We start from the raw sequence: 21210 nt of genomic DNA on the forward strand, positions 1-21210 counted from the left end.
CCGGGCTTGTGTGGTTGAACGGGACCGCCCCGCGAGAGGCTCTCGGCGGGGCGCTGATGACGAGAAACGGCGGGCGGGCTCGGGCAAGACGGTATCCCGAGCCCTGGCCCGTTCAGTCGCCCAGGGTCTCGACCACCTCGGCGATGACGGCGATGGTGTCGCCCATGTTCACCTGGGCGGGGAAGCGTCGAGCCGCCAGGATACCATCACGCTCGGCACGGTACTCGATCGGCTCGGCGCCGCTGCGGGTCATGTCGTAGACCCGGGCGATCACGTCGCCCTTGGCAATACTGTCGCCGAGGGCGTGGGTCAACTCCAGAAGCCCGGTGTGCTCGCTTTGCACATAGCAGCTGGCATCCGGCATATCGAGATAGACCTGGGTCTCGGGCATGGCCACCTCGCCGTCCTTGAGCCCGAAATGGATCAGCACATTGTCGATGCCGCGCTCGGTGATGGCCAGGCTCTCCGGCGTGGAGGTGCCGCCGCCCCCGAGTTCGGTGGCGATGAAGATCTTGCCCTGGTTCTCCACCACGGTATCGAACAGCGCCGCGGCGTCCAGCTCGAACATCATCATCGCATAGGGCGCGCCGAAGGCCTTGGCCCCTTCCAGCGCCTGACGCTGCTGTTCGGGGTTGTCGAGCACGTGGGAGGCACCGAAGGGAATGATGTCCAGGGTGCGGCCGCCGGAGTGCAGGTCCAGCACCACGTCGGCCATGGGCACCATCTCCCGGGTGAAGTAGTCGGCGATCTTCTCGGTCACGCTGCCGTCCGGGTCACCGGGGAAGCTGCGGTTCAGGTTGCCACCGTCCATCGGCGAGGTGCGACGGCCGACCTGGGCCGCCGGGGTGTTCATCATCGGTACGATGATCACCCGTCCCTTGACGTCTTCGGCCTTGAGCGAGGTCGAGAGCTTTTGCAGCGCGGTGATGCCCTCGTACTCGTCGCCGTGATTGCCACCGGTCAGCAGGGCGGTGGGGCCTTCGCCGTTGGCGATCACGGTCACCGGGATCATCACCGCGCCCCAGGCGGACTCGTCGTTGGAAATGGGCAGTTTCAGAAAGCCGTGCTGCACACCCTGGGCGTCGAAGTCGACGGTGGCGGAGATGGGGCTCTTGCGCTTGCTCATGGTGACTCCAGAAACAGGGACAACGGTCAGATTGGATTGTAGTGGTGATGGGCGACGTCGGTCGCCGAGGGCCGATCACAGAAGGCTAGGGCTTGTCTGAAAAGTGCCTGCGCTCGGTAATACGGCGTTAAAAATCGGATCAAAATGCTCATTTACACCCCGTAAACTGCGCTTTCTCACCGATTTTTGCCTTGTCTAACCTTCGCTCGTCGACTTTTCGGACAGCGCCTAATCAACAGGGCCGATCACACCGGGCCGATCACAGAGGGCTAGTCAACAGGGCCTGATCGACAAGCCCTGCTCAGCCGCCCCCGGCCTACTTGACGAACAGCTGTCGCGGAAACTCCGCCAGCGGCTCGGCGCCATTTTCGGTGATCAGGATGCTCTCGGTGATCTCGAGCCCCCAGTCGTCCATCCACATCCCGGGCATGAAGTGGAAGGTCATGCCCGGTTGCAGGATGGTCTCGTCAGACGGACGCAGACTCATGGTGCGCTCGCCCCAGTCCGGCGGGTAGCTGATGCCGATGGGATAACCACAGCGCGCACCGCCTCGGTCGAAGCCGTACTTGTCCATGGCCGCGCCGAGCGCCAGGGCGATGTCCGCGGTCCGGTTGCCCGGCTTGGCCACGGCCAGGCCTTTCTCGATGCCTTCGAGCAGTGCCGACTCGCCACGCACGAAATCCCGCGGCGGCTTGCCGAGAAACACCGTGCGCGACAACGGGCAGTGGTAGCGCTTGTAGCAGCCGGCGATCTCGAAGAAGGTGCCCTCGCCTTCGCGAAACGGCGTGTCGTCCCAGGTCAGGTGGGGGGCAGCTGCGTCGCTGCCGGTGGGCAGCAGCGGCACGATGGCGGGATAGTCGCCACCGTAGACGCGCCCTTCGCTGTCGGTCCAGCCCTCGATGCCGACCCGATAGATCTCGGAGACCAGCTTGGACTTGGCAAGGCCCGGCTCGATCATCTCGAGGATGCGCGAGTGCATGCCCTCGACGATACGCGCGGCGATGCGCATGTACTCGATTTCACGCGGTGACTTGATCGCCCGGCACCAGTTGACCAGCGCGTTGGCATCCTGGAAGCGCGCGTGGGGCATCTCCTTGATCAGGCTCTGGTAGGCCTTGGCGGAGAAGTAGTAGTTGTCCATCTCCATGCCCACGACCCCTTCGCACCAGCCGCGATCCGGCATGATCGACTGTGCCAGATACTCCATCGGATGCATCTCGGGATTCTGGACATAGTAGTCGGGGTAGTAGGTGATATTGTCAGGGTCCATCCAGCAGGTACGCAGGGCACCATTGCTGTCCTGACGTCGTCCGTACCACACGGGCTCGCCTTCGAGCCCCACCAGTACGCACTGATGGACATAGAACGACCAGCCGTCATAGCCGGTCAGCCAGGCCATATTGGAGGGATCGCTGACAATCAGCACATCGATGCCTCGCATGGCCATCTCGGCACGCACCTTTCGCAGGCGCTGAGCGTATTCCTCACGAGTGAACGGCAGGGATACCTGAATCATGAAACCACTCGCCACACAGTGTCATCACCGAAAAACCGGACTCATTGGAGTCCGGCGCGCCCTTGAAGCGACATTGCATCCCCTGTAGCGTGCTGACAGGTCACAATTGTCATGAGAAGCTCTTAACAACGTCATGACAATGACTGATCAATGCCGTCTTGCTGATACTAGCACTACGAATAAGCTACCGGTCAAAGGCTTTATTGGATCATGACAATTGACCTGCTGCCATATCTGGACGATAGCCAACCCAAGTATCTTGCGATTGCGCGGGCACTTTCTCGCGCGATCCGTTCCGGTGAGCTTACGCCAGGCACCCGGCTGCCGCCCCATCGACAGTTGGCGGAGCACATAGGCGTCAGCGTCCAGACGGTGTCACGGGCCTATTCACAGGCAGAAAAGATGGGCCTGGTGCAGGCCAGGGTCGGCAGCGGCACCTGGATCAACGCCCTCGATGACAACCGCGAATCCGCCTACCTGAGGGCCGGCGAGCCGCGAACCGAACAGGCGGTGATCGACCTGTCGATCGCCCATCCGGTCTGTCCCCCAAGCCATGACCAGCACTTTCGCGATGCCCTGAGAACGCTGGCCGACAGCGCACATCCCGACGTCTTCACCGCCTGCCGGCCGATCGCCGGCCTGCCCCATCAGCGCGAACGCGCCAGCTGGTGGCTGAACGAGCGCCTGGGCATGCCCGGTGAAGCGGACGACCGCATCCTGACCAACGGTGGCGCCCACGGCATCATGCTGGCGATTTCCAGCGTGGTACAGCACGGCGACCTGGTCCTGACCGAGGCACTGACCGACCATGGCCTGATCGCCCTGTCTCGCACCCTGGGCTTCCAGCTGCGTGGCGTCACCATCGATAGCCAGGGCATCGTACCCGACGCCCTCGACGCCGCCTGTCATCGCTTCAAACCGCGCGCCGTGTGCCTGACCTCGTGCCAGCTCAATCCCACCGGGGCCACCCTGGACGAGAGGCGCCGCGACGAGATCGCCGCCATTCTGGAGCGCCACGGGGTGTGGCTGATCGAGGATGACGTCCACACCCTGCTCGAGCCCGAGCCGCTGATGCCGATCAGCGCGCGCATCCCTTCCCATGCGTTCCACGTCACCAGTCTGACCAAGGCCACCCTGCCCGGGCTTCGCGCCGGCTATCTGACGGTGCCACGCAGTCAGCTGCACCACACCCTGCCCCGCCTGCGGGCGACCTCCTGGATGGCCACACCGCTATGCTTCGAGGTCGCCAATCTATGGCTGGAGGACGGCACCATCGAGCGCATGGCTCAGCAGCAACGCGAACTGCTGGCAGAGCGCCAGCAGCTCGCCGCACGCATCCTGCACAGCCATGGCAGGGCCTCCCGCCCCACCAGCCTGCACGTCTGGCTGTCGCTGCCGGGTAGCTGGCGGGCCGAGGAACTCCAGCAGCTGGCCGAACAGGAAGGGGTGGCCATCACCACAGCGACCCCCTTCATGGTCGAACAGAGTCCGGCGCCACGCCGAGTGCGCCTGAGCCTCGGCGCGGAGCCCGAGATCGAACGTCTCGAGGACGGCCTCAAGCGCCTTGCCAGCCTGCTGGATGACGCTCCGCCGCCCATGATGCAGATTGTCTACTGAACCCCATTCATTCGACCGGAGCGGAATTGTCATGAAGGTGATCGTACACACCGACCAGGCCGGCCAGTGGCAGCAGGCGCTAAGCGAGCGGCTGCCCCAGGCCACCATCTGGAAGAGTCAGGAGGCCGACCGCGAACAGCGCGCCCAGGCGGACTTTCTGGCGGCCTGGAAGCCAGACGAGACGCTGCTGCGGGAGTGCACCGGACTCAAGGGCATCGTCAACCTGGGGGCCGGCGTCGACGCCCTGCTCGGCAACCCGGCCCTGCCTCGCGACGTTCCCATCGTCAAGTTGCGTGACGCCGGCATGGCCGAGCTGATCGCCGATTACGTGCGTTACGGTCTTTTCCACTTCCAGCGCGACTTCGACCGCTACGCCCGCCAGCAGCAGCAGTGCGAGTGGCGTGAGCACGAGGTGATCGACAAGCCGGACTGGCCGGTGGGCGTGCTCGGCCTCGGCGCCATCGGCGCCAAGGTGGCCCGGGCCATCGCCGCCGATGGCTTCCCGGTGCTCGGCTGGAGTCGCTCGCACAAGGATATCGACGGCATCGAATGTCTGAGCGGTGACGAAGGGCTCGACCGGCTCCTGTCGCGGGTGAAGACCTTGGTGCTGCTGCTGCCCGATACCTCCTCGACCCGCCATATCATCAACGCCGAGACACTCGGCAAGATGCGCGAGGGGGCCAGCCTGATCAACCCCGGGCGCGGCACCCTGATCGACGAGGACGCCCTGCTCGCAGCGCTGGGCGACAAGAACCAGCGCCAGGAAGGTCGCCTCCGGGGCGCGCTGCTCGATGCCTTCCCGACAGAGCCGCTGCCGGAATCCAGCCCGCTGTGGCGCCACCCGCGGGTCATCGTCACCCCTCACATGGCAGGACCGACACCCTTGAGCGAAGCGCTCGATCAGGTCGCCGCAAGCCTCGACGCCCTGGACAAGGGCGAGGACATCGAGACCGTCGACCCCGACGCGGGCTACTGACCCAGGAGCCGGCAAGTGCCAGCGAGGGCCGGTAAGGAACGAGGCGGCAATCGTCTCGCGTTCCAGGCCCGACCCGGATCAAGCCCCAGATTGATTCACAAAAAAAGGGCGCCTCCTCGGAGGCGCCCTTGTCGGTGCTGAAACGACAGATTGTCGTTCAAAGGATCAAGCGTCGTCGCCGATCTTGTCCTGGGTACGCAGTTCGAAATCGCTGGCGTCGTGACGCTCGTGGAGCTGCTCTTCGGGCTCACCGAAGGTGCGGTTGACCATGCGTCCACGCTGTACCGCCGAGCGAGCATCGATGGCCTTGGCCCAGCGCTGGACGTGCTCGTACTCGTGCACGGACAGGAACTCCGCCGCGTCGTACAGACGCCCCAGGGCGAGCTGGCCGTACCAGGCGAAGGTCGCCATGTCGGCGATGCTGTACTCGTCACCGGCCAGGTACTCGTGCTCGGCCAGATGCCGGTCGAGCACGTCGAGCTGGCGCTTGGCCTCCATGGCGAAGCGGTTGATCGGGTACTCGTACTTTTCCGGCGCGTAGGCGTAGAAGTGGCCGAAACCACCGCCCAGGTAGGGGGCCGAGCCCATCTGCCAGAACAGCCAGCTCATCGCTTCGGTACGCGCCTTGTGCTCGGTCGGCAGGAAGGCGCCGAACTTCTCGGCCAGATAGAGCAGGATCGAACCCGACTCGAAGACCCGGGTCGGCGGCGTGGTGGTGTGGTCCACCAGGGCCGGAATCTTGGAGTTGGGGTTGATCTCGACGAAGCCGCTGGAGAACTGGTCGCCCTCGCCGATACGGATCAGCCAGGCGTCGTACTCGGCCTGATCGTGGCCCTGCGCCAGCAGTTCCTCGAGCAGGATATTGACCTTGACCCCGTTGGGCGTGGCCAGGGAGTAGAGCTGTAGCGGATGCTTGCCCACCGGCAGCGCCTTGTCGTGGGTCGCACCGGCGATGGGACGGTTGATGCTGGCGAAATGGCCGCCACTCTCACCTTCCCACTTCCACACCTTCGGCGGCTGATACTCGGCATCGTTGCTCATGATGTTCCTTCTCGTTGAGTGGGGCACCACCCGGCACCGCCGGGCTCATTGATGCAGTAAAGATACACAAGCCTAGCGAAAAATAGCGTCAGACGAAGCACCTTGGAGCGACCTGGCGTATTGCGCCGCGGCCGGACTGGCGTCTCCCGGGACGGCGACGCCAGTCGAACGCCAGCCCTTACAGCTCCTGGCGAGTGGGGCGCAGGATCAGTTCGTTGACGTCGACGTCCCCCGGCTGCTCTACCGCAAAGGCGATCGCCCGCGCCACTGCATCGGCATCGATGGCCAGGGTGTAGAGCTCGTTGACCCCCTCGGCGGTCTCATCATCGCTGATCGTCCGAGTCAATTCGGTGTCGATCGCGCCAGGAGAGATATTGGTCGCGCGAATCTCGCCATTGGATTCCTGACGCAGGCCCTCGGTCAGCGCCTTGACCGCGAACTTGGTCGCGCAATAGACCGACGCGGCGGGGAACACCACATGCCCGGCGACCGAGGACAGGTTGATCACGTGGCCTTCGTGCTGTTCGCGCATGGTCGGCAGCACCGCGGCGATACCGTAGAGCACGCCCTTGATGTTGACGTCGACCATCTGCTCCCACTCGTCGACCTTGAGCTTGTCCAACGGCGAAAGCGGCATCAGCCCGGCGTTGTTGACCAGCACGTCGATGCGCCCGAATTCGTCGCGGGCAAGCTTGGCCAGGGCCTCGACCTGCTCACGGCTGGTCACGTCGGTGACACGGTAGACGGCCTGGCCACCGTCTGCCTTGATGTCGTCGCACAGTGCCTTGAGGCGGTCCTCGCGACGCGCGCCCAGCACCAGGCGGGCACCGCCCTTGGCCAGGCGCTTGGCGGTGGCCTCACCCAGCCCACTGCTGGCACCGGTGATGATCACGACCTTGTCCTTGATACCGTCGGTGTTCAGGTTGTTCACGTCCATGCGGTCCTCCTGTCGGGCCTCCAAGGCCCCTTGAAATGTTCCAGATCGATGACGTTGGCAAGACGGCGAACCGCTTGGCCGTCATCGAGAAAAAGATGTCATCGCGCCAGCGAACTTCAAGCGCTAGCGGTCTTCGAGAAACGGGTAGTCGGTATATCCCTTTTCATCGCCGCCGTAGAAGGTGTCGTAGTCCGGCTCATTGAGCTCTGCTCCGCGACGAAAGCGCTCCGGCAGGTCCGGATTGGCGATAAAGGGACGCCCGAAGGTCACCAGATCGGTCTTGCCGGCGGCGATGCGCTCACGCGCTTCCTCCGCGCTGTAGGCGCCATTGGCGATATAGACACCGCTGAAGCGCTCGCGGATGGCGCTGATGATCGACTCGGGGCGACCATTCTCGTGGTTGCCCTGGAAGGAATCTTCCACGACCTCGAGGTAGGCGATGCCGATCTCGTCGAGCGCGGCGGCGAAGGCCGGGAAGGTCTCCTCGGGCTTCTGGTCGTGGACATCGTTGAAGCTGCCGGTGGGACTGATGCGCACCCCGACACGGCCCTTGCCCCAGACGTCGACCACCGCACGCACCACTTCGAGAGGCAGTCGCAGGCGGTTTTCCAGGCTGCCACCGTAGGCATCGGTGCGCGCGTTGCTGTCGGACTTGATGAACTGATCGAGCAGGTAGCCGTTGGCGGCGTGCACCTCGACGCCGTCGAAACCGGCTTCGCGGGCGTTGATCGCCGCCTGGCGGTACTGCTCGACGATGCCTGGAAGCTCGTCGGTGTCGAGCGCACGCGGGGTCGGCACTTCCACCATGCCGGACTCGGCGCTGATGAAGGTCTTGGCGCCTTCAGGCTTAATCGCCGAGGGCGCCACCGGGTCGGCGCCACCGGGCTGCAGCTCCGGATGCGAGATTCTTCCCACGTGCCATAGCTGGGCGTGCATACGACCGCCGGCGTCATGCACGGCGTCGGTGACACGGCGCCAGCCAGCGATCTGCTCCTGGCTATGGATGCCCGGGGTAAAGGCGTAACCCTTGCCCTGGGGCGAGATCTGGGTGGCCTCGCTCAGGATCAGGCCCGCGCCGGCCCGCTGACGGTAGTACTCGACATTCATCGCCTGGGGCACGTCCCCCGGTTGGGCCGCGCGAGAACGGGTCAGCGGCGACATCAGCACTCGGTTTGGCAAGGTGATGTCACCGAGGACCTGCGGGGTATAGAGGGGATCTTGCTCGCTCATGGAAATCTCCTGTCGTGAAGCTGATACCACGAGGCGCTGCGGCCTCAGCGAGGATGCACGGCTGCACGGTGGCTGGCGCTTCGTTGGCTCGTCGCCAACGGCTGCCCAAGGTGTTCGACTAACGTTTTAGCGAATGTTCAGCACTTACCGTACAACTCATGCATCACATATCAAGCAGTTTTGTACAAAAATAGAGGCTTTTATAGACCAGTCTATTATTACTTAGGACCAAGAAAACGGCAGGGGAATCGAGGACCCACCCTGCCACGCCTTCACCTCGATGCGTTAGCGTTTGATACAGGCCAGTAACGTATTCTCGAATTCGGTCAGTGGCTCACAGGTTCTGGCCATCTTGGAGCGCAGCAGCGCCCCCTGCCAGCCCGCCAGAATAAAGGCCGCCATGGCCTGGGGCGTGATGTCGTCACGCACGCTGCCGTCGGCCTGGCCTTCCTTGAGGCAGCTGGTGAAGTAGCCTTCCCAGCGCTTGAAGATGGCGTCTAGGGCATCGCGCAGGCAATCGCTCTGGGATGACATTTCCTGGCCGAGGGTACCGATCAGGCAACCCCGGGTGTGGCCGCACTCGGCCATCGCCTGGCGCACGTCTTCAAAATAGTGGCGCAGGCGCGCAACGGGGGCGTCGTGGGAATTCACCAGCAGCGCCTGGAAGCGCTCGTCGTAGTCTTCGGCGAACACCTCGACCACGGCAAGGCCGAAGGCCTCCTTGCTGGAGAAATAGTGGTAGAAGGAACCCTTGGGCACGCCAGCAGCCTTGAGCACCGTATTGATGCCCGTCGCCGTATAGCCGTGCTCGGCAAAGGTGTTCATGCCGACCTGTATCAACAGGTCACGTGTGGGAGCCTTGGTTGTCATGCCCCAGACACTAGACCAGTCGTCTAGTCGTCGTCAAGTGGCTTTCTGCCAAGAGCCCAACGGTTGGGTTTCCAAGGGATCTGGCCTCACTCCTGGCCTGGGCCTGTACCCAGGCCAGAAGGGGCCGGACTGGCGGGCCTACAGCAATTCGTTGAGCTGGCGCAGCCACTCCGGGTGCGCGGGCCAGGCTGGCGCGGTCACGAACTTGCCGCAGGTGATGGCGTCGGTGACTTCGATGTCGACGAATTTGCCACCCGCCAGGCGTACCTCGGGGGCGCAGGCGGGATAGGCCGAGATACGATGTCCTGACAGTGACACCGCCGCCGCCAGAAGCTGGGCGCCGTGGCAGACAGCGGCCACCGGCTTCTCGCTGTCGACGAAGTGGCGCACCACTTCCAGCACGCGCTCGTCCAGGCGCAGGTACTCCGGCGCTCGCCCACCGGGGATGACCAGGGCGTCGTAGTCGGCCAGAGTGATGTCGGCGAAGGTCTCGTTGAGCGCGAACAGATGCCCGGCCTTTTCGGTGTAGGTCTGGTCGCCCTCGAAGTCATGGATGGCGGTCTTGACCTTGTCGCCTTCCTTCTTGTCGGGGCACACCGCATCGACACGATGCCCCATGGCCTGCAGCGCCTGGAAGGGCACCATGATTTCGTAGTCCTCGACAAAATCTCCCGCGAGCAGCAGCAAACGTGCCATGTGGCAAACTCCTTGGTCATTGAGGGGCGGCGCAGGGTCATGATGGCGACCATGCTGTAATGCAGCGTAACCACTGGACCGCGCTTCTGCCAGCCCGCCGGGGAACCTTCAGGCCGCACCGGCCTCCCAAGGTGACAGCTCGTTTCCATATGCCACTCAAGCAGCGGACGCTACTATGCCCAGCAACTCCATCGCCTACCGCTCGCCGTCTCTTCGCCCGCGCCTCGCGGCGGGGCTGCTATGGCTACTGTTCTTGCTGCCGTTTGCAGCACAAGCCGCATCGATGGCCAGCTTCGATGCCCGCTACCACCTGTCGGTGGACGGCTGGCCCGATGCCACCGTGCATCATCGGGTGTACCGCGAAGGCGATCACTGGCGCAGCGACATGCGCGCCCAGGTGGCCATCGCCGAAGGTCAGGAAACCGCGCGCTTCGCCGAGAACGGCGACGGCTTGCGTGCGCTGGGCTATTCCAGTGGCTATCGTCTGCTGGGCATCGGCAAGAGCTACCGACTGGACAACCGTCAGCTACTGCGTCACCCCGACCGTCAGACCGCACTGGTGGATCTGTCACGTAGCGTCCAGCGAGAGCGCTGCGCCAGCGGCTGCGAGATTCACTATCTCGATCACAAGGGCGACATCGAGACACTGGTCGCAAGCCCTCTGCCCACCGCCGCCATCGACGTGAACGGGCGCATGGTGGACGCCCTGCGGGTCCGCCTGGTCGAGCCCGGCAAGGACGACCGCCACATGGTCGTGGCCTTCCACCCGGACCTGCCCGGCCTGCTGCTGGGGGTGGACTACATCAAACGCGGCGAGCGGGTCAGTCGGCTGAGCCTGACCTCCTTGACCACTTCCAACAACTGAAGCTGCTCCGTCTCTCCCTTCCTCGGGCGCCTTTTTGCGCGCTTGGTCAGGGGCTTGTTCAGCCGCCCTGCCTCACCACCATCCGGCCTTCCGCCCCGCCGAGGCCGACGGCTCGTTGCCAGGATGCCTTGTCGACGTCCGGGGTATGGCGCCGATCTTGCCGACCACTGACGCTTTGGTCGTCTTTTCTCCCTTGTGAAACTTGCATAGAGTATTGCGCTTTTGGTCGCGCCGTTGACCACCGATTTGTCCTGCTCATCCTCGACGGACGGGCTCACGAGCGCAGCAACTCATCGATGCGGTGCCTGACCGACACGCACCGCCTCCATCGAGCAAGGAAGTTCGTTCATGTTCACCGGTCTGTTGATCGTGCTGCTGCCGCTGGTGCTGGGCTATCTGGTACCGGTACGCCGCGCAAGCGTCATGGCCTGGATCAATCGCGGCGTCAGCGCATCGATCTACCTGATCCTGCTGTTGATGGGGGTGAGCCTGGCGGGCCTGCCCGACCTGGGCACTCAGCTGTCGCGCATGGGCGGCCAGGCGCTGTTGCTGTTCGTGGTCATCTCAGCCTTCAACCTGGCCGCCCTGTGGTGGCTGTCGCGTCGACTGCGCCTGGACCTTGGCGAAAAACGCGTGATCGACGGCGCCCCGACCAGCAAGCTGGCGGCCATGGCGGGTTCGTTGTCACTGGTCGGGGTGGTGATCGCAGGGCTGGTCATCGGGCTGATGCTGGTGGGACGCTGGGGGACGACGCCCTTCGAGCTGGCGGAACACCTGGCAGAATGGGTGCTCTACGTACTGCTGACGCTGATCGGCTGCCAGCTGCGCAACTCCGGCATGCCGCTCAAACAGATCCTGCTAAATCGTCATGGCCTGTTCATCGCCATGACCCTGGCGGCAAGCTCGCTGATCGGTGGACTCGCCGCGGCACCGATGCTCGGGCTCGCCTGGAACGAGGGCCTGGCCATGGCCTCGGGCTTCGGCTGGTACTCGCTGTCCGGTATTCTGATCGGCGAACACCTGGGGCCGGCCCTGGGCGGCGTCGCCTTCTTCAACGACCTGACCCGGGAACTGCTGGCCTTCGTGCTGATTCCGCTGGTCATGCGACGCTACGCGCCCCTGGCAATCGGCTATGGCGGCGCCACATCGATGGACTTCACCCTGCCGGTGATCCAGCAACACGGTGGCGTGCGCTGCGTGCCCATCGCCGTGGTCAGCGGCTTTATCCTGTCGCTGCTGTCACCACCACTCATTCTGTTTCTGGTCGCACTATGATGCCGGATCACGACAACCACTCATTTGGTCGCACTATGATGCCGGGTCACGACAACCACTCATTCAGCGCTTTATGGAAGCACTCTGATGCCGGGTCACGACAACCACTCATTCAGCGCTTTTCGGTAGCGCTGTGATGCTGGAATAAGATGCCCGGTTGTGCTGCCAAGCCGTGACGCCCGGTGGCCCAGCGCTTTATGCTGTCGAGTGCACGCAGCAAGGAAGACAAGCCCGTGGTGAATCCTGAGGACCGCCCCATCACCCTGAAGAATCTGGCCCAGCGACTTGGGGTCTCTACGGCCACCGTCTCCAACGCCTTCAATCGCCCCGATCAGTTGTCTCGCGCCCTGCGAGAGCACATCCTCGAGGAGGCCCGACGCCTGGGCTACCGCGGCCCCGACGCCAGGGCCCGCAGCCTGCGCACCGGGCAGTCCCGCATCGTCGCGGTGGTGCTGGCAGAGACACTGACCTACAGCCTCAACGACGCGGTTTCAAGCGAGCTTCTGACCGGCATCACCGAGGTGCTCGACGCCCACGGGCACACCCTGCTGCTGCTGTCGGGACGTCAGCCCGAATCTCCCCGTCACGCCGACGCACTCTGTCACCCGGGCTCCGCCAGCATGGCCGACGGCTTTGTCGTCTATGGTCTGATGCCCGGGGATCGGCTGATCAACGAGCTGCCGGCCCAGCGTCCACTGGTCGGGGTGGATTTCCATATCGATGCCCGCCCCACCGTCCATATCGACAACGAACCGGCCTGCTACGCCATCGCCTGCCACGCACTGAAAAAACGTCCACGGCGGGTCGGCATCCTCAGTCTGCGCTTGATCGATGAATCCTATAATGGCCCGGTGAGTGCCGAGCATCGCTGCCTCGATGCCCATCGCACCATCACCCGCTCGCGCCTGGACGGTTTCCACCGCGCCCTGGACGAACACGACATCGACCCCAGCGGCGTCCCGGTGTGGAACATCGACGAGAACACCCACGCGGTCTGCGCCCCGGTGATCGAGAAGATCCTCGACCTGCCGGCAGAACAGCGCCCGGATCTGCTTTTGTGCATGTCCGACCGCATCGCCCTGACCGTCCTGACCCTGGCCGAACAGCGTGGCATCCGCGTCCCCGAGGACCTGCGCCTGACCGGCTTCGACGGTATCGAAGAAGGCCAGTACCGAGCCCCACGACTGACCACCGTGCGCCAGGACAGCATCGAGAAGGGGCGCGTCGCCGCGCGCATGGTGCTGTGTCTGGAACCCGCCGAGAACCGCCTATTGGGAACGCGACTGCTGATCGGGGAAAGCTGTCCCTGACGGTATGACCGCTACGGACTGAGGTGAACGCTCGACTCATCCGTCGGCGAAGGCTGCACAAAGGTTTCACCGTTATTGGCGCCTTTTTGGCGCCGACGATGGCATGCTGTGTTCATCTTTTTCGCCATTTCGGTCAAGGAATCGTCGCATGTCCGCGAAACGCCTGTTTCGCCCGGCCTTCTCACGTCTGGGTCTGAAGCTCTTCGTCATCATCCTGGTGGTCAATGTGGCCATCGCCGGGCTGGTGTTCGTGGCGATTTCGCGCAGCCTCGACCAGGGCTTCATCGAGTACCTCGACCGCTCCCAGACCCAGCGCGCCGAGACCCTGGCGGAAGGCCTCGGCGAGGCCTGGGCGCGACGCCAGAACTGGCAGTGGCTGCGCCAGTCGCCGCGCGCCTGGCACCACCTGGTACGCCGCCAGCTTTGGCCCGGCGACAACCTGCCGCCGATGAGCATCGAAGGCGACCTGGGCGACCCCAGGGACTTCGTGCTCCATGACGAAAGCGGCCTGCCGGTGATCGGCCTGCCCCCGGACAAGGACGACATGGCCGCCGAACTGCGCTGGCTGCCGGTGATGAGCGCGGGCCGCCAGGTCGGCACCCTGGGCTATCGCCCGCCGGAGCAGTTAATGGCACGCATGGACCGGCTGTTTCTGGCCCAGCAGCAACGCAACCTGACCATCATCGTCATCGCCCTGGCGCTGACCTCGCTGCTGCTGGCCGCCGCCCTGTCCTGGTGGATGGGCCGACGCGCCCGCGGCATGGCACTGGCCACCCGCCGGCTGACCGAGGGCGACTACAGCATCCGCCTGCCGGAGCGCGGTCGCGACGAGCTGTCCAGCCTGTCCCACGACTTCAATGTGCTGGCGGAAACCCTGGAAGCCAGCCGCGAGGCACGTACCCGCTGGGTTTCCGACATCGCCCATGAGCTGCGTACCCCACTGGCGGTGCTGCGCGGCGAGATCGAAGCGATGCAGGACGGCATTCGCGCCCTCGACCAGGACAACCTGCGCTCGCTGTCCCAGGAGGTCGGCCAGCTAGAGCGCCTGGTCGCCGACCTGCGCCTGCTGTCCCAGAGCGACGCCGGCGCGCTGGAAGTCCAGCTCGCACCGCTGGACCTGGGCGAGCAACTGGCCACCCGGCTGGACGAAGCCGAGGGCTGGCTTGCCGATCATGGCCTGACCCTCGAGCACGATATTCAGGGCCCGGCGTGGATTCGCGGCGACCTGCAGCGCCTGCGCCAGCTATGGAACAACCTGATCGACAATACCTGCGCCTACACCCAGGCGCCGGGGCGACTCAAGGTATCGCTGCGGCGTGAGGCCGACGACTGGGTGCTGCGCTGGGAAGATAGCGCCCCCGGGGTGCCGGTCAACGAACTGCCGCGGCTGACCGAACGCCTCTACCGGGTGGAAGGCTCGCGCAACCGTTCAAGCGGCGGCAGCGGCCTGGGGCTGTCCATCGCCACCGCCCTGGCCCGCGCCCACGACACCGACATGCGCCCCTCCCCTTCCGAGCTTGGCGGGTTATGCTGGACCCTGCGTTTTCCGGCCCTGCCGGACCATCAGCAGCACGAGGACGATGAATGAACGACACCGACGCCAGTCTCGACGACATCCTGATCGTCGAGGACGAACCCAAGATCGCCCGTCTGGTGGCGGACTACCTGGAGGGCAGCGGCTACGCCACCCACCATATCGACCACGGCGACCAGGTGGTCGGCTACCTCAGCGAGGCCGAGTCGCGCCCCAGCCTGGTACTGCTGGACCTGATGCTGCCTGGCACCGACGGCCTGACCCTGTGCCGCGAGATCCGTCAGCGCTGGCCCGATATCGCGGTGGTGATGCTGACCGCCCGAGTCGAGGAGGTCGACCGCCTGCTGGGCCTCGAACTGGGTGCCGACGACTACATCTGCAAGCCGTTCAGCCCGCGCGAGGTGGTCGCCCGGGTCAAGGCCGTGCTGCGCCGCAGCCAGGCACACCAGCAGGACAGTGAAGCCAATCACGACCTGGTGCTGGACGAAAGCGGCTGGCGCGCCCTGGCCGACGGACAGGACCTGGGCCTCACCGCGGTGGAATTCCAGCTGCTCAAGGTGATGATGCACTCGCCGGGTCGAATCTTCGCCCGCGAGCAGTTGATGGATCACATGTACCGCGACCACCGCATCGTCTCCGAGCGCACCGTGGACAGCCATATCAAGAAGCTGCGCAAGAAGATCGCCGATATCTGGCCCGAGCGAGAAATCATCCGCTCCGTCTACGGCGTCGGTTACAAGTACCAGCCGGAAGAGTGATCCCCGGGGCTGCCTCTGATGGCAGCCGTCCCCCGGCAGCAGTCCCTCGGCGGCTGGACATCGTCCGGCCGCGCTGCCTTTCCCTTTTTCTGCTTGATGCCCCGAGTCTTATGCATCGAAAAGGAGACACTGCCCTGCAACGCCCTGCTGCAGGCAGGACAGTTGCTGCGGGCCGCATGATGTCACACTATGTAGTACACTACGAATGGCAAGGACACGGCCGGTGAGGATCTTCAAGAACGCCTGGTTTGAACGCTTCGCCAGAAAGCAGAAACTTGACGCCGCCGCGCTGCGCGACGCTATCCAGCGAGCGGAACGGGGCTTGATCGATGCTGACCTGGGCGGAGGCGTGATCAAGCAGCGGGTGGCTCGTCCCGGGCAAGGCAAGTCAGGCGGCTACCGCACGATCATCCTCTACCGCCAGGCACACCGAGCCTTCTTCGTTTACGGCTTCGCCAAGAGCCAACAGAGCAATATCAGCGACGAGGAAAAGGTTGCGTTCAAACGGGCCGCCCAACACATCCTCGAGCTGTCAGAAGAGCACCTGGTCGAGTTGATTCATAAGGGGCATTTTTTGGAGGTGGAAGACGATGGCGAAGAAATACCGTAGCGAAGCGATGGCGGCGATCCATGAAACCATGGAAGCTCTGCACGAGGTAGGCGCCGTCGACAAGCAAACGATGCGCGACTTCGATGAGAGCTGCCTCACCACTGTAGAAATGATTTCCCCCGACGCCATCAGAGCGCTGCGCGAGCGCGAAAATCTTTCTCAGTCTGTCTTCGCTCGCTACCTCAACGTCAGCAAGAACCTGGTCTCAGACTGGGAGCGCGGCGTGAAGCGTCCTGGAGGGCCCGCGCTGAGGCTACTGGCAGTCATCCAGAAAAAAGGCATTCAGGCCATCGCTTGCTGAGCGCGCCTCTCCATACCTGCCGGTGGACGGGCCACTTGCGTGGAGAGGCGAGTCAAGCACCGTACTCAGGGGGGCCGCCATATATCACGTTGTGCCCTCTGTCACGCTGCCATGGCCGTAATCGAGAGCCCCCTCTATCTGTTTCGCCTCGACTGACGGCAGGCCCGAAGATTCAGTCGCCAGCACCAAGCAAGCCGGTCGGCTAAGTGTCTCGACCGACTCACCGATAACGCAAGAGGCCGCCCAAGGGCGGCCTCTTGCGTATGGCACTTGCGCTCGATCTAGAACAGCGCGGGAATCCCGTACTGTCCCTCGAACATGCCCACCGCCAGCATGGCGAACAGACACACCGCCAGCACCGAGGCGGGGATGATCAGACGGTCGGCCAGCGACAGCCGGGTGGCGCGTTCGCGATCACCGATCCAGCCGTTGTTGTCGAGCAGCATGGTCACCGCCCAGGCCAGCACCGGGTTGGTGACCGCCGCGGCGAACAGGCAAACGCCGGCGGCCTGGGCGTCGCGGCTTTCCTTGATCATCTGCACGCCGGCCTCCAGCATCGGCAGGAAGACTCCGACCAAAAGCGCCACGCACATCACCGGCGGCCACACCGCCACATCCATGGGGAAGCCGAGGATGGCGATGGCGATGGTCAACAGCCCCAGCAAAATGGCGCCGGCGGGAATCGGCCGCTTGGCGATGGCCGCCGGGATCATGTAGGTGCCCCAGGACGAGGTGATATTGCCACCGCCGAGGGCGGTGCCAACCACCTGACGCAGCGAGCACATCGTCATGGTGTCGTCGACGTCCATCAACACCCGATCGGTCCCCTTGGGATAGTTCATCTCCTGGAAGATGCGATGACCGAGAAAGTCCGGTGACCACATGGCAACCGCCAGGATCGCGAACGGCAGCGAGGCGATGAAGTGCTGCATGTTCGGCAGCCCCAGCATCCAGCCTTGGTCGGTGCTGCCCCACCAGTAGCTGGGGCTGAGCGGCGGCAGGCCGGTCTCGGTGGTGAACTCGAGATCGAAGCCCGCACCCAGCGCCAGCGCCACCACCAGGCCGGTGACCGCGCAGGCGGGAATCGCCAGCCAGCGCTTGCCCAGCCGCGCCAGCACGGCGTACAGCAGGATATTGACCGCCAGCACCACCAGAGCGACGTAACCCATCTCGCCCTCGAGCCCCATGCCCCACGCCTTGAGGCTGCCGATCTGGCTCATGGCGCCGGAAAAGCCGAGAAAGATCAGCAGGCCACCGGCGGTGCCCTGGGAGGTCAGGTTGACCAGGCGCGAGCCGCCCTTGACCCAGGAAAGGCCGAGGCCAAAGGCGCCGATCCACAGCGCCAGGGCCAGCGGGTGGGCACCGGCAAGGGCCATGCTGGCGATCAGCGGAATCATCGGGCCGTGATTGCCGGCCAGGTTGGCACGCGGATTGAAGATACCCGAGCCCAGCACGCAGAACAGCAGGACCGGCAGCAGCATCTCCAGGCGCGAGACGGCGATGGCGAACTCGCGCCCCAGGGTGACATCGGGCCAGGCGGCGGACAGGCCATTGGCCCAGGACATCATCACCGCCGAGTACATGGCGATGATGCCGATGGTGCCGGCAATCGCCGGTACCAGGTCCTCGAGTTCGAAGTGGAAGTCCCGGCCGATCAGATTGAGACCATAGCGCCGGGGACGCATGATCTTGAGTTCATGCTCGAGGTAGTCGGAACGGCTGGCAAATTCGCTGGCATCGCGGTGCATCTCGCGATAGCTGGGGGCCTCGCCGGCCTCCCGGGTGGACGTCACGGTGTCTGTCATGTGGATCTCGATGTCTGAGGTGACGCTGCTGTCCGACGCCGAGCCAAGTCCCCCTGACCGTTCGTCGAATTGACAGCGCGCCTTGAAAAAAGATGACAGACCTTAACAATGCCCCCCGCGGGCCTCGTTGACGGCTATCAGGCTTTGGCCTCGCCAAGGGTTGCGACGCCAAAAATGCCTGACAAACTCCCCTCTCCCTTGATCCAGCGCAGGCGTCTCTTGCCTGGCATCTCAGGATCGACGAGAGTGAAGACCTCGACGCAGCCACCGCGTCTTGCCAGGAAGACCGTCATGCCCCCCAGGATCGCTGCCACCTTTTCCCGCTATCTGCGCGACCCGCGGATGCCCCAGGTCGAGGCGCGCCGAGTCAGGGGCGGGCACCGGCTAAGCCACGCGCCCCACAGCCACGACACCCACTCGCTGGGCGCGATCGTCCAGGGCCACTCGAGCTTCCTCAACCGCCACCGTACCCTTGAGGTGCGCCAGGGAGACGTGGTGCTGATCAACCCCGGCGACGTCCACGCCTGCAACGCCTTGAGCGAGCGAGACTGGGGCTATGACATGCTCTACCTGGACAGCGCCTGGCTGACCGAGCGCTGCGGCCTCGACGGCGACGACGGCGCGGTGTTCTCGGCACTGACGACGCAAGACGCCCACCTTCACCATGCCATTCGCGTCGCCACCGACGCCCTTGCCGATGGGGATGCCAGCCTGCTTGAGCGCGAGACCGTGCTTGAGCGGCTCGCCGAGCGCCTGACAGGCCTGCTCGACCTGCCGGCGCAAGGCGAGGCAGAACATGGCGCGCCTCCCGAGCGACTGGTGCGCGCCTGGGAGCGGCTTCACGACGACTGGCAGCAAGAGCTGCGCCTGGACGATCTTTGCGCCGCCGCCGAGTGCCGCGCCACCAGCCTGATTTCGGGCTTTCGACGTCACTATGCCACCACCCCCCATGCTGCGCTGATCGACCTGCGCGTGCGTCATGCCAGGCAACGACTGCGACGGGGCGATCCCATCGCTGCGGTCGCCAACGACTGCGGTTTCGCCGACCAGGCGCACCTGCAGCGCACCTTCAAGAAGCTGCTGGCCACCACCCCGGGGCACTATATCCAGGGTCATATGCAGGATCAGATGCAAGGTTATATGCAAGATCAGATGCCAGGCCCGTTGAAGGGTCAGATTCAGCACCTTAAGCAGCGCGCCTGACCGTCGTACCGGTGGCCGCAAGCTGCCTCACAGCAGCATCAGCGCGCCGCTGCAAATCAGCAAGGCCGCCAGCAGGCGCTGGAGAACCCGCCGTCTTGCCTCGCACGACAGCCAGCCCCGGGCGTGTCCACCGAGCCACGCCCAGCCGATGGCGCTCGCCAGACAGACGCTGCCCCAGACCAGGGTGAACAGCGCGATATCGACGCTTCCCCGTCCCGCCGTAAACAGTCCCAACCCTGCCAGCGAGGCGATCCAGGCCTTGGGGTTGAGCCACTGCATCAGCGCGCCGGTGGCGGGACCCGGCGGTTCACGCCGCTGGTCCGTGCCCCAGTCGCCTGCGTCCGTCAACAGGCGCCAGGCCAGCCAGGCCACAAAGCTCAGGCCCGCCAGCCGCACCAGCCACTGAAGCCCGGGCAGCGCCAGCCAGACACTCCCGAGCCCCGCCGCAAGCAGGCCCAGCAGCAGGGTGAAACCGCCGCTGGCACCCACCACCAGGGGCATCGCTCGGCGCCAGCCGTGACCCACTCCGGTGGACAGGATCAGCAGGTTGACCGGGCCCGGCGATATCGAGGCCACCAGCGAGAAGGCGAAGATCGCCAGCAGTTCTTCCAGAGAAAACGTCATCACACATGCCTCACAGGATGGCGTTTCAGGCTGACGCGATGACGGCCTTCGGTATTGAAGAAAATTTCACCGGCGCCGACTCCTCGGCCGCTGCTCTACTCCCCCATCGAAAATTCGAACCCTGCGTTGCACGAACTCGTCTGCGCTTGCCGCTTCTCTGCACATTGGCTGCATCAGCCTTGCACGAGCCAGGGTCAAGATGGATCACGTCAACAAGGGCATCGCCCGCCATAACGCCACGTCCTGTGACGAGGCATCAACGCTGAAGGAAGTCGACCCATGAAAATGACATTTGCCCGCAAGGCCCTGCTGTCCGCCGCTGTCTCTGCCGCCCTGCTGCCGGTCGCCATGACCGCAACAGCCTCGCCCGACCGCCCAGAAGGCCCGCGCCACGAAGGGGGCGAGATGCGCGCCGAGCTGTTTGACCGCGCCGGCATCGACGCCGAGACCCGCGAAGCCCTGAAGCAGGCCGCCATGGAGCACCGTCAGGAGGTCAAGGAACTCAACGACGATTTCCGCGAGCAGCGCATGGAGATCCTCGGTGAAGACGGTGTCGCCGCCCTCGAACGTGCCCGCCACGAGCTGCGCGAGGAGCGCATCAACGCCCTGGTCGACAAGTGGGAGCTGTCCGACGACGAGCGCGACGCCTTCAACGCCGCTCGCGAATCTTTCAAGGAAGGCGCCGAAGCGCTGAAGGCCCAGGACTTCGAGAACCCCGAAGCCCGTCATGACGCCTGGCGCGAACTGATGTCCTCCACCCGTGACCAGCTGGCCGAGATCCTCGACGAGCGCCAGCTGCGTGAACTGAAGCACACCATGATGCCGGGCCACGGCGACCACCCCCGCGGTGGTCCGGGTGAGCACCGCGCTCATGGTCACGACAAGCATCACGCCCCCGAGGCCTGATATTGACGCC

Annotated in this window: 20 protein-coding genes; 11 read left to right on the top strand and 9 right to left on the bottom strand. The window is 64.6% G+C overall.

Annotated features, from left to right (window positions below; genetic code table 11):
* Positions 1-112: 112 nt before the first annotated feature.
* Together doeB and doeA are read right to left on the bottom strand one after the other, a co-directional pair.
* A complete protein-coding gene (gene doeB, locus NFH98_RS15275) occupies positions 113-1126 on the bottom strand; it encodes a N(2)-acetyl-L-2,4-diaminobutanoate deacetylase DoeB (RefSeq protein ID WP_108132473.1) in 1014 nt (337 codons plus the stop codon).
* A gap of 316 nt (positions 1127-1442) precedes the next feature.
* On the bottom strand, positions 1443-2642 hold the full coding sequence (gene doeA, locus NFH98_RS15280) for an ectoine hydrolase DoeA (RefSeq protein WP_045992030.1): 1200 nt from the start codon (positions 2640-2642) through the stop codon (positions 1443-1445).
* A 210-nt stretch (positions 2643-2852) separates the two neighbouring features.
* Between doeA and ehuR the strand changes: the two genes are divergently transcribed.
* Entirely contained in the window at positions 2853-4259 is a 1407-nt protein-coding gene (ehuR, locus tag NFH98_RS15285; protein ID WP_045992031.1) for a MocR-like ectoine utilization transcription factor EhuR, read from the top strand.
* Positions 4260-4290: 31 nt separating this feature from the next.
* Positions 4291-5235 carry a 2-hydroxyacid dehydrogenase gene (locus NFH98_RS15290; protein ID WP_045992032.1) on the top strand — a complete coding sequence of 315 codons (945 nt, stop codon included), beginning with the start codon at positions 4291-4293 and terminating at the stop codon, positions 5233-5235.
* 165 nt (positions 5236-5400) lie between these two features.
* On the opposite strand, the gene yghU is transcribed toward NFH98_RS15290, so the two are convergent.
* The 5 genes from yghU to NFH98_RS15315 all read right to left on the bottom strand — a co-directional run bounded on the left by yghU (position 5401) and on the right by NFH98_RS15315 (position 10009).
* On the bottom strand, positions 5401-6276 hold the full coding sequence (gene yghU / locus NFH98_RS15295) for a glutathione-dependent disulfide-bond oxidoreductase (protein ID WP_045992033.1): 876 nt from the start codon (positions 6274-6276) through the stop codon (positions 5401-5403).
* A gap of 178 nt (positions 6277-6454) precedes the next feature.
* The gene (locus NFH98_RS15300; RefSeq protein WP_045992034.1) at positions 6455-7213 is read right to left on the bottom strand and encodes an SDR family oxidoreductase; all 759 of its coding nucleotides are present in this window, start codon (positions 7211-7213) and stop codon (positions 6455-6457) included.
* A gap of 123 nt (positions 7214-7336) precedes the next feature.
* A complete protein-coding gene (locus NFH98_RS15305) occupies positions 7337-8443 on the bottom strand; it encodes an alkene reductase (RefSeq protein ID WP_222515954.1) in 1107 nt (368 codons plus the stop codon).
* A 285-nt stretch (positions 8444-8728) separates the two neighbouring features.
* A complete protein-coding gene (locus tag NFH98_RS15310; RefSeq protein WP_108132469.1) occupies positions 8729-9313 on the bottom strand; it encodes a TetR/AcrR family transcriptional regulator in 585 nt (194 codons plus the stop codon).
* A 138-nt stretch (positions 9314-9451) separates the two neighbouring features.
* Complete coding sequence (locus tag NFH98_RS15315; protein ID WP_222515955.1) at positions 9452-10009, bottom strand: DJ-1/PfpI family protein; 558 nt, start codon at positions 10007-10009, stop codon at positions 9452-9454.
* 175 nt (positions 10010-10184) lie between these two features.
* Between NFH98_RS15315 and NFH98_RS15320 the strand changes: the two genes are divergently transcribed.
* From NFH98_RS15320 to NFH98_RS15350, 7 genes are all read left to right on the top strand, one after another.
* Positions 10185-10874, top strand: coding sequence for a hypothetical protein (locus tag NFH98_RS15320; protein ID WP_045992038.1), 690 nt, complete (start codon positions 10185-10187; stop codon positions 10872-10874).
* 348 nt (positions 10875-11222) lie between these two features.
* A complete protein-coding gene (locus tag NFH98_RS15325) occupies positions 11223-12149 on the top strand; it encodes a LysO family transporter (protein WP_222515956.1) in 927 nt (308 codons plus the stop codon).
* 182 nt (positions 12150-12331) lie between these two features.
* On the top strand, positions 12332-13459 hold the full coding sequence (locus NFH98_RS15330; RefSeq protein WP_348814725.1) for a LacI family DNA-binding transcriptional regulator: 1128 nt from the start codon (positions 12332-12334) through the stop codon (positions 13457-13459).
* Positions 13460-13607: 148 nt separating this feature from the next.
* Entirely contained in the window at positions 13608-15047 is a 1440-nt protein-coding gene (locus tag NFH98_RS15335; RefSeq protein WP_045994065.1) for an ATP-binding protein, read from the top strand.
* On the top strand, positions 15044-15751 hold the full coding sequence (locus NFH98_RS15340) for a response regulator (RefSeq protein WP_045994066.1): 708 nt from the start codon (positions 15044-15046) through the stop codon (positions 15749-15751). The genes NFH98_RS15335 and NFH98_RS15340 overlap by 4 nt, the downstream gene beginning before the upstream one ends.
* 223 nt (positions 15752-15974) lie before the next feature.
* Positions 15975-16361 carry a type II toxin-antitoxin system RelE/ParE family toxin gene (locus tag NFH98_RS15345; RefSeq protein WP_348814726.1) on the top strand — a complete coding sequence of 129 codons (387 nt, stop codon included), beginning with the start codon at positions 15975-15977 and terminating at the stop codon, positions 16359-16361.
* The gene (locus tag NFH98_RS15350; RefSeq protein WP_108132465.1) at positions 16342-16662 is read left to right on the top strand and encodes a helix-turn-helix domain-containing protein; all 321 of its coding nucleotides are present in this window, start codon (positions 16342-16344) and stop codon (positions 16660-16662) included. The genes NFH98_RS15345 and NFH98_RS15350 overlap by 20 nt, the downstream gene beginning before the upstream one ends.
* Positions 16663-16943: 281 nt before the next feature.
* On the opposite strand, the gene NFH98_RS15355 is transcribed toward NFH98_RS15350, so the two are convergent.
* Positions 16944-18467: a DUF3360 family protein gene (locus NFH98_RS15355; protein WP_348814727.1), complete on the bottom strand. Its 1524-nt coding sequence runs from the start codon at positions 18465-18467 to the stop codon at positions 16944-16946.
* A gap of 291 nt (positions 18468-18758) precedes the next feature.
* Here NFH98_RS15355 and NFH98_RS15360 point away from each other — a divergent pair, with 291 nt between their 5' ends.
* Positions 18759-19670: a helix-turn-helix transcriptional regulator gene (locus NFH98_RS15360; protein ID WP_348814728.1), complete on the top strand. Its 912-nt coding sequence runs from the start codon at positions 18759-18761 to the stop codon at positions 19668-19670.
* 27 nt (positions 19671-19697) lie between these two features.
* On the opposite strand, the gene NFH98_RS15365 is transcribed toward NFH98_RS15360, so the two are convergent.
* Positions 19698-20294, bottom strand: a complete 597-nt coding sequence (locus NFH98_RS15365) for a LysE family translocator (protein ID WP_348814729.1) — start codon at positions 20292-20294, stop codon at positions 19698-19700.
* 279 nt (positions 20295-20573) lie between these two features.
* On the opposite strand from NFH98_RS15365, the gene NFH98_RS15370 reads away from it, so the two are divergent.
* Positions 20574-21200 carry a hypothetical protein gene (locus tag NFH98_RS15370; protein ID WP_108132461.1) on the top strand — a complete coding sequence of 209 codons (627 nt, stop codon included), beginning with the start codon at positions 20574-20576 and terminating at the stop codon, positions 21198-21200.
* Positions 21201-21210 lie beyond the last annotated feature (10 nt).

This window comes from Halomonas sp. H33-56 (assembly GCF_040147035.1).
Taxonomy (GTDB): Bacteria; Pseudomonadota; Gammaproteobacteria; order Pseudomonadales; family Halomonadaceae; genus Halomonas; species Halomonas litopenaei.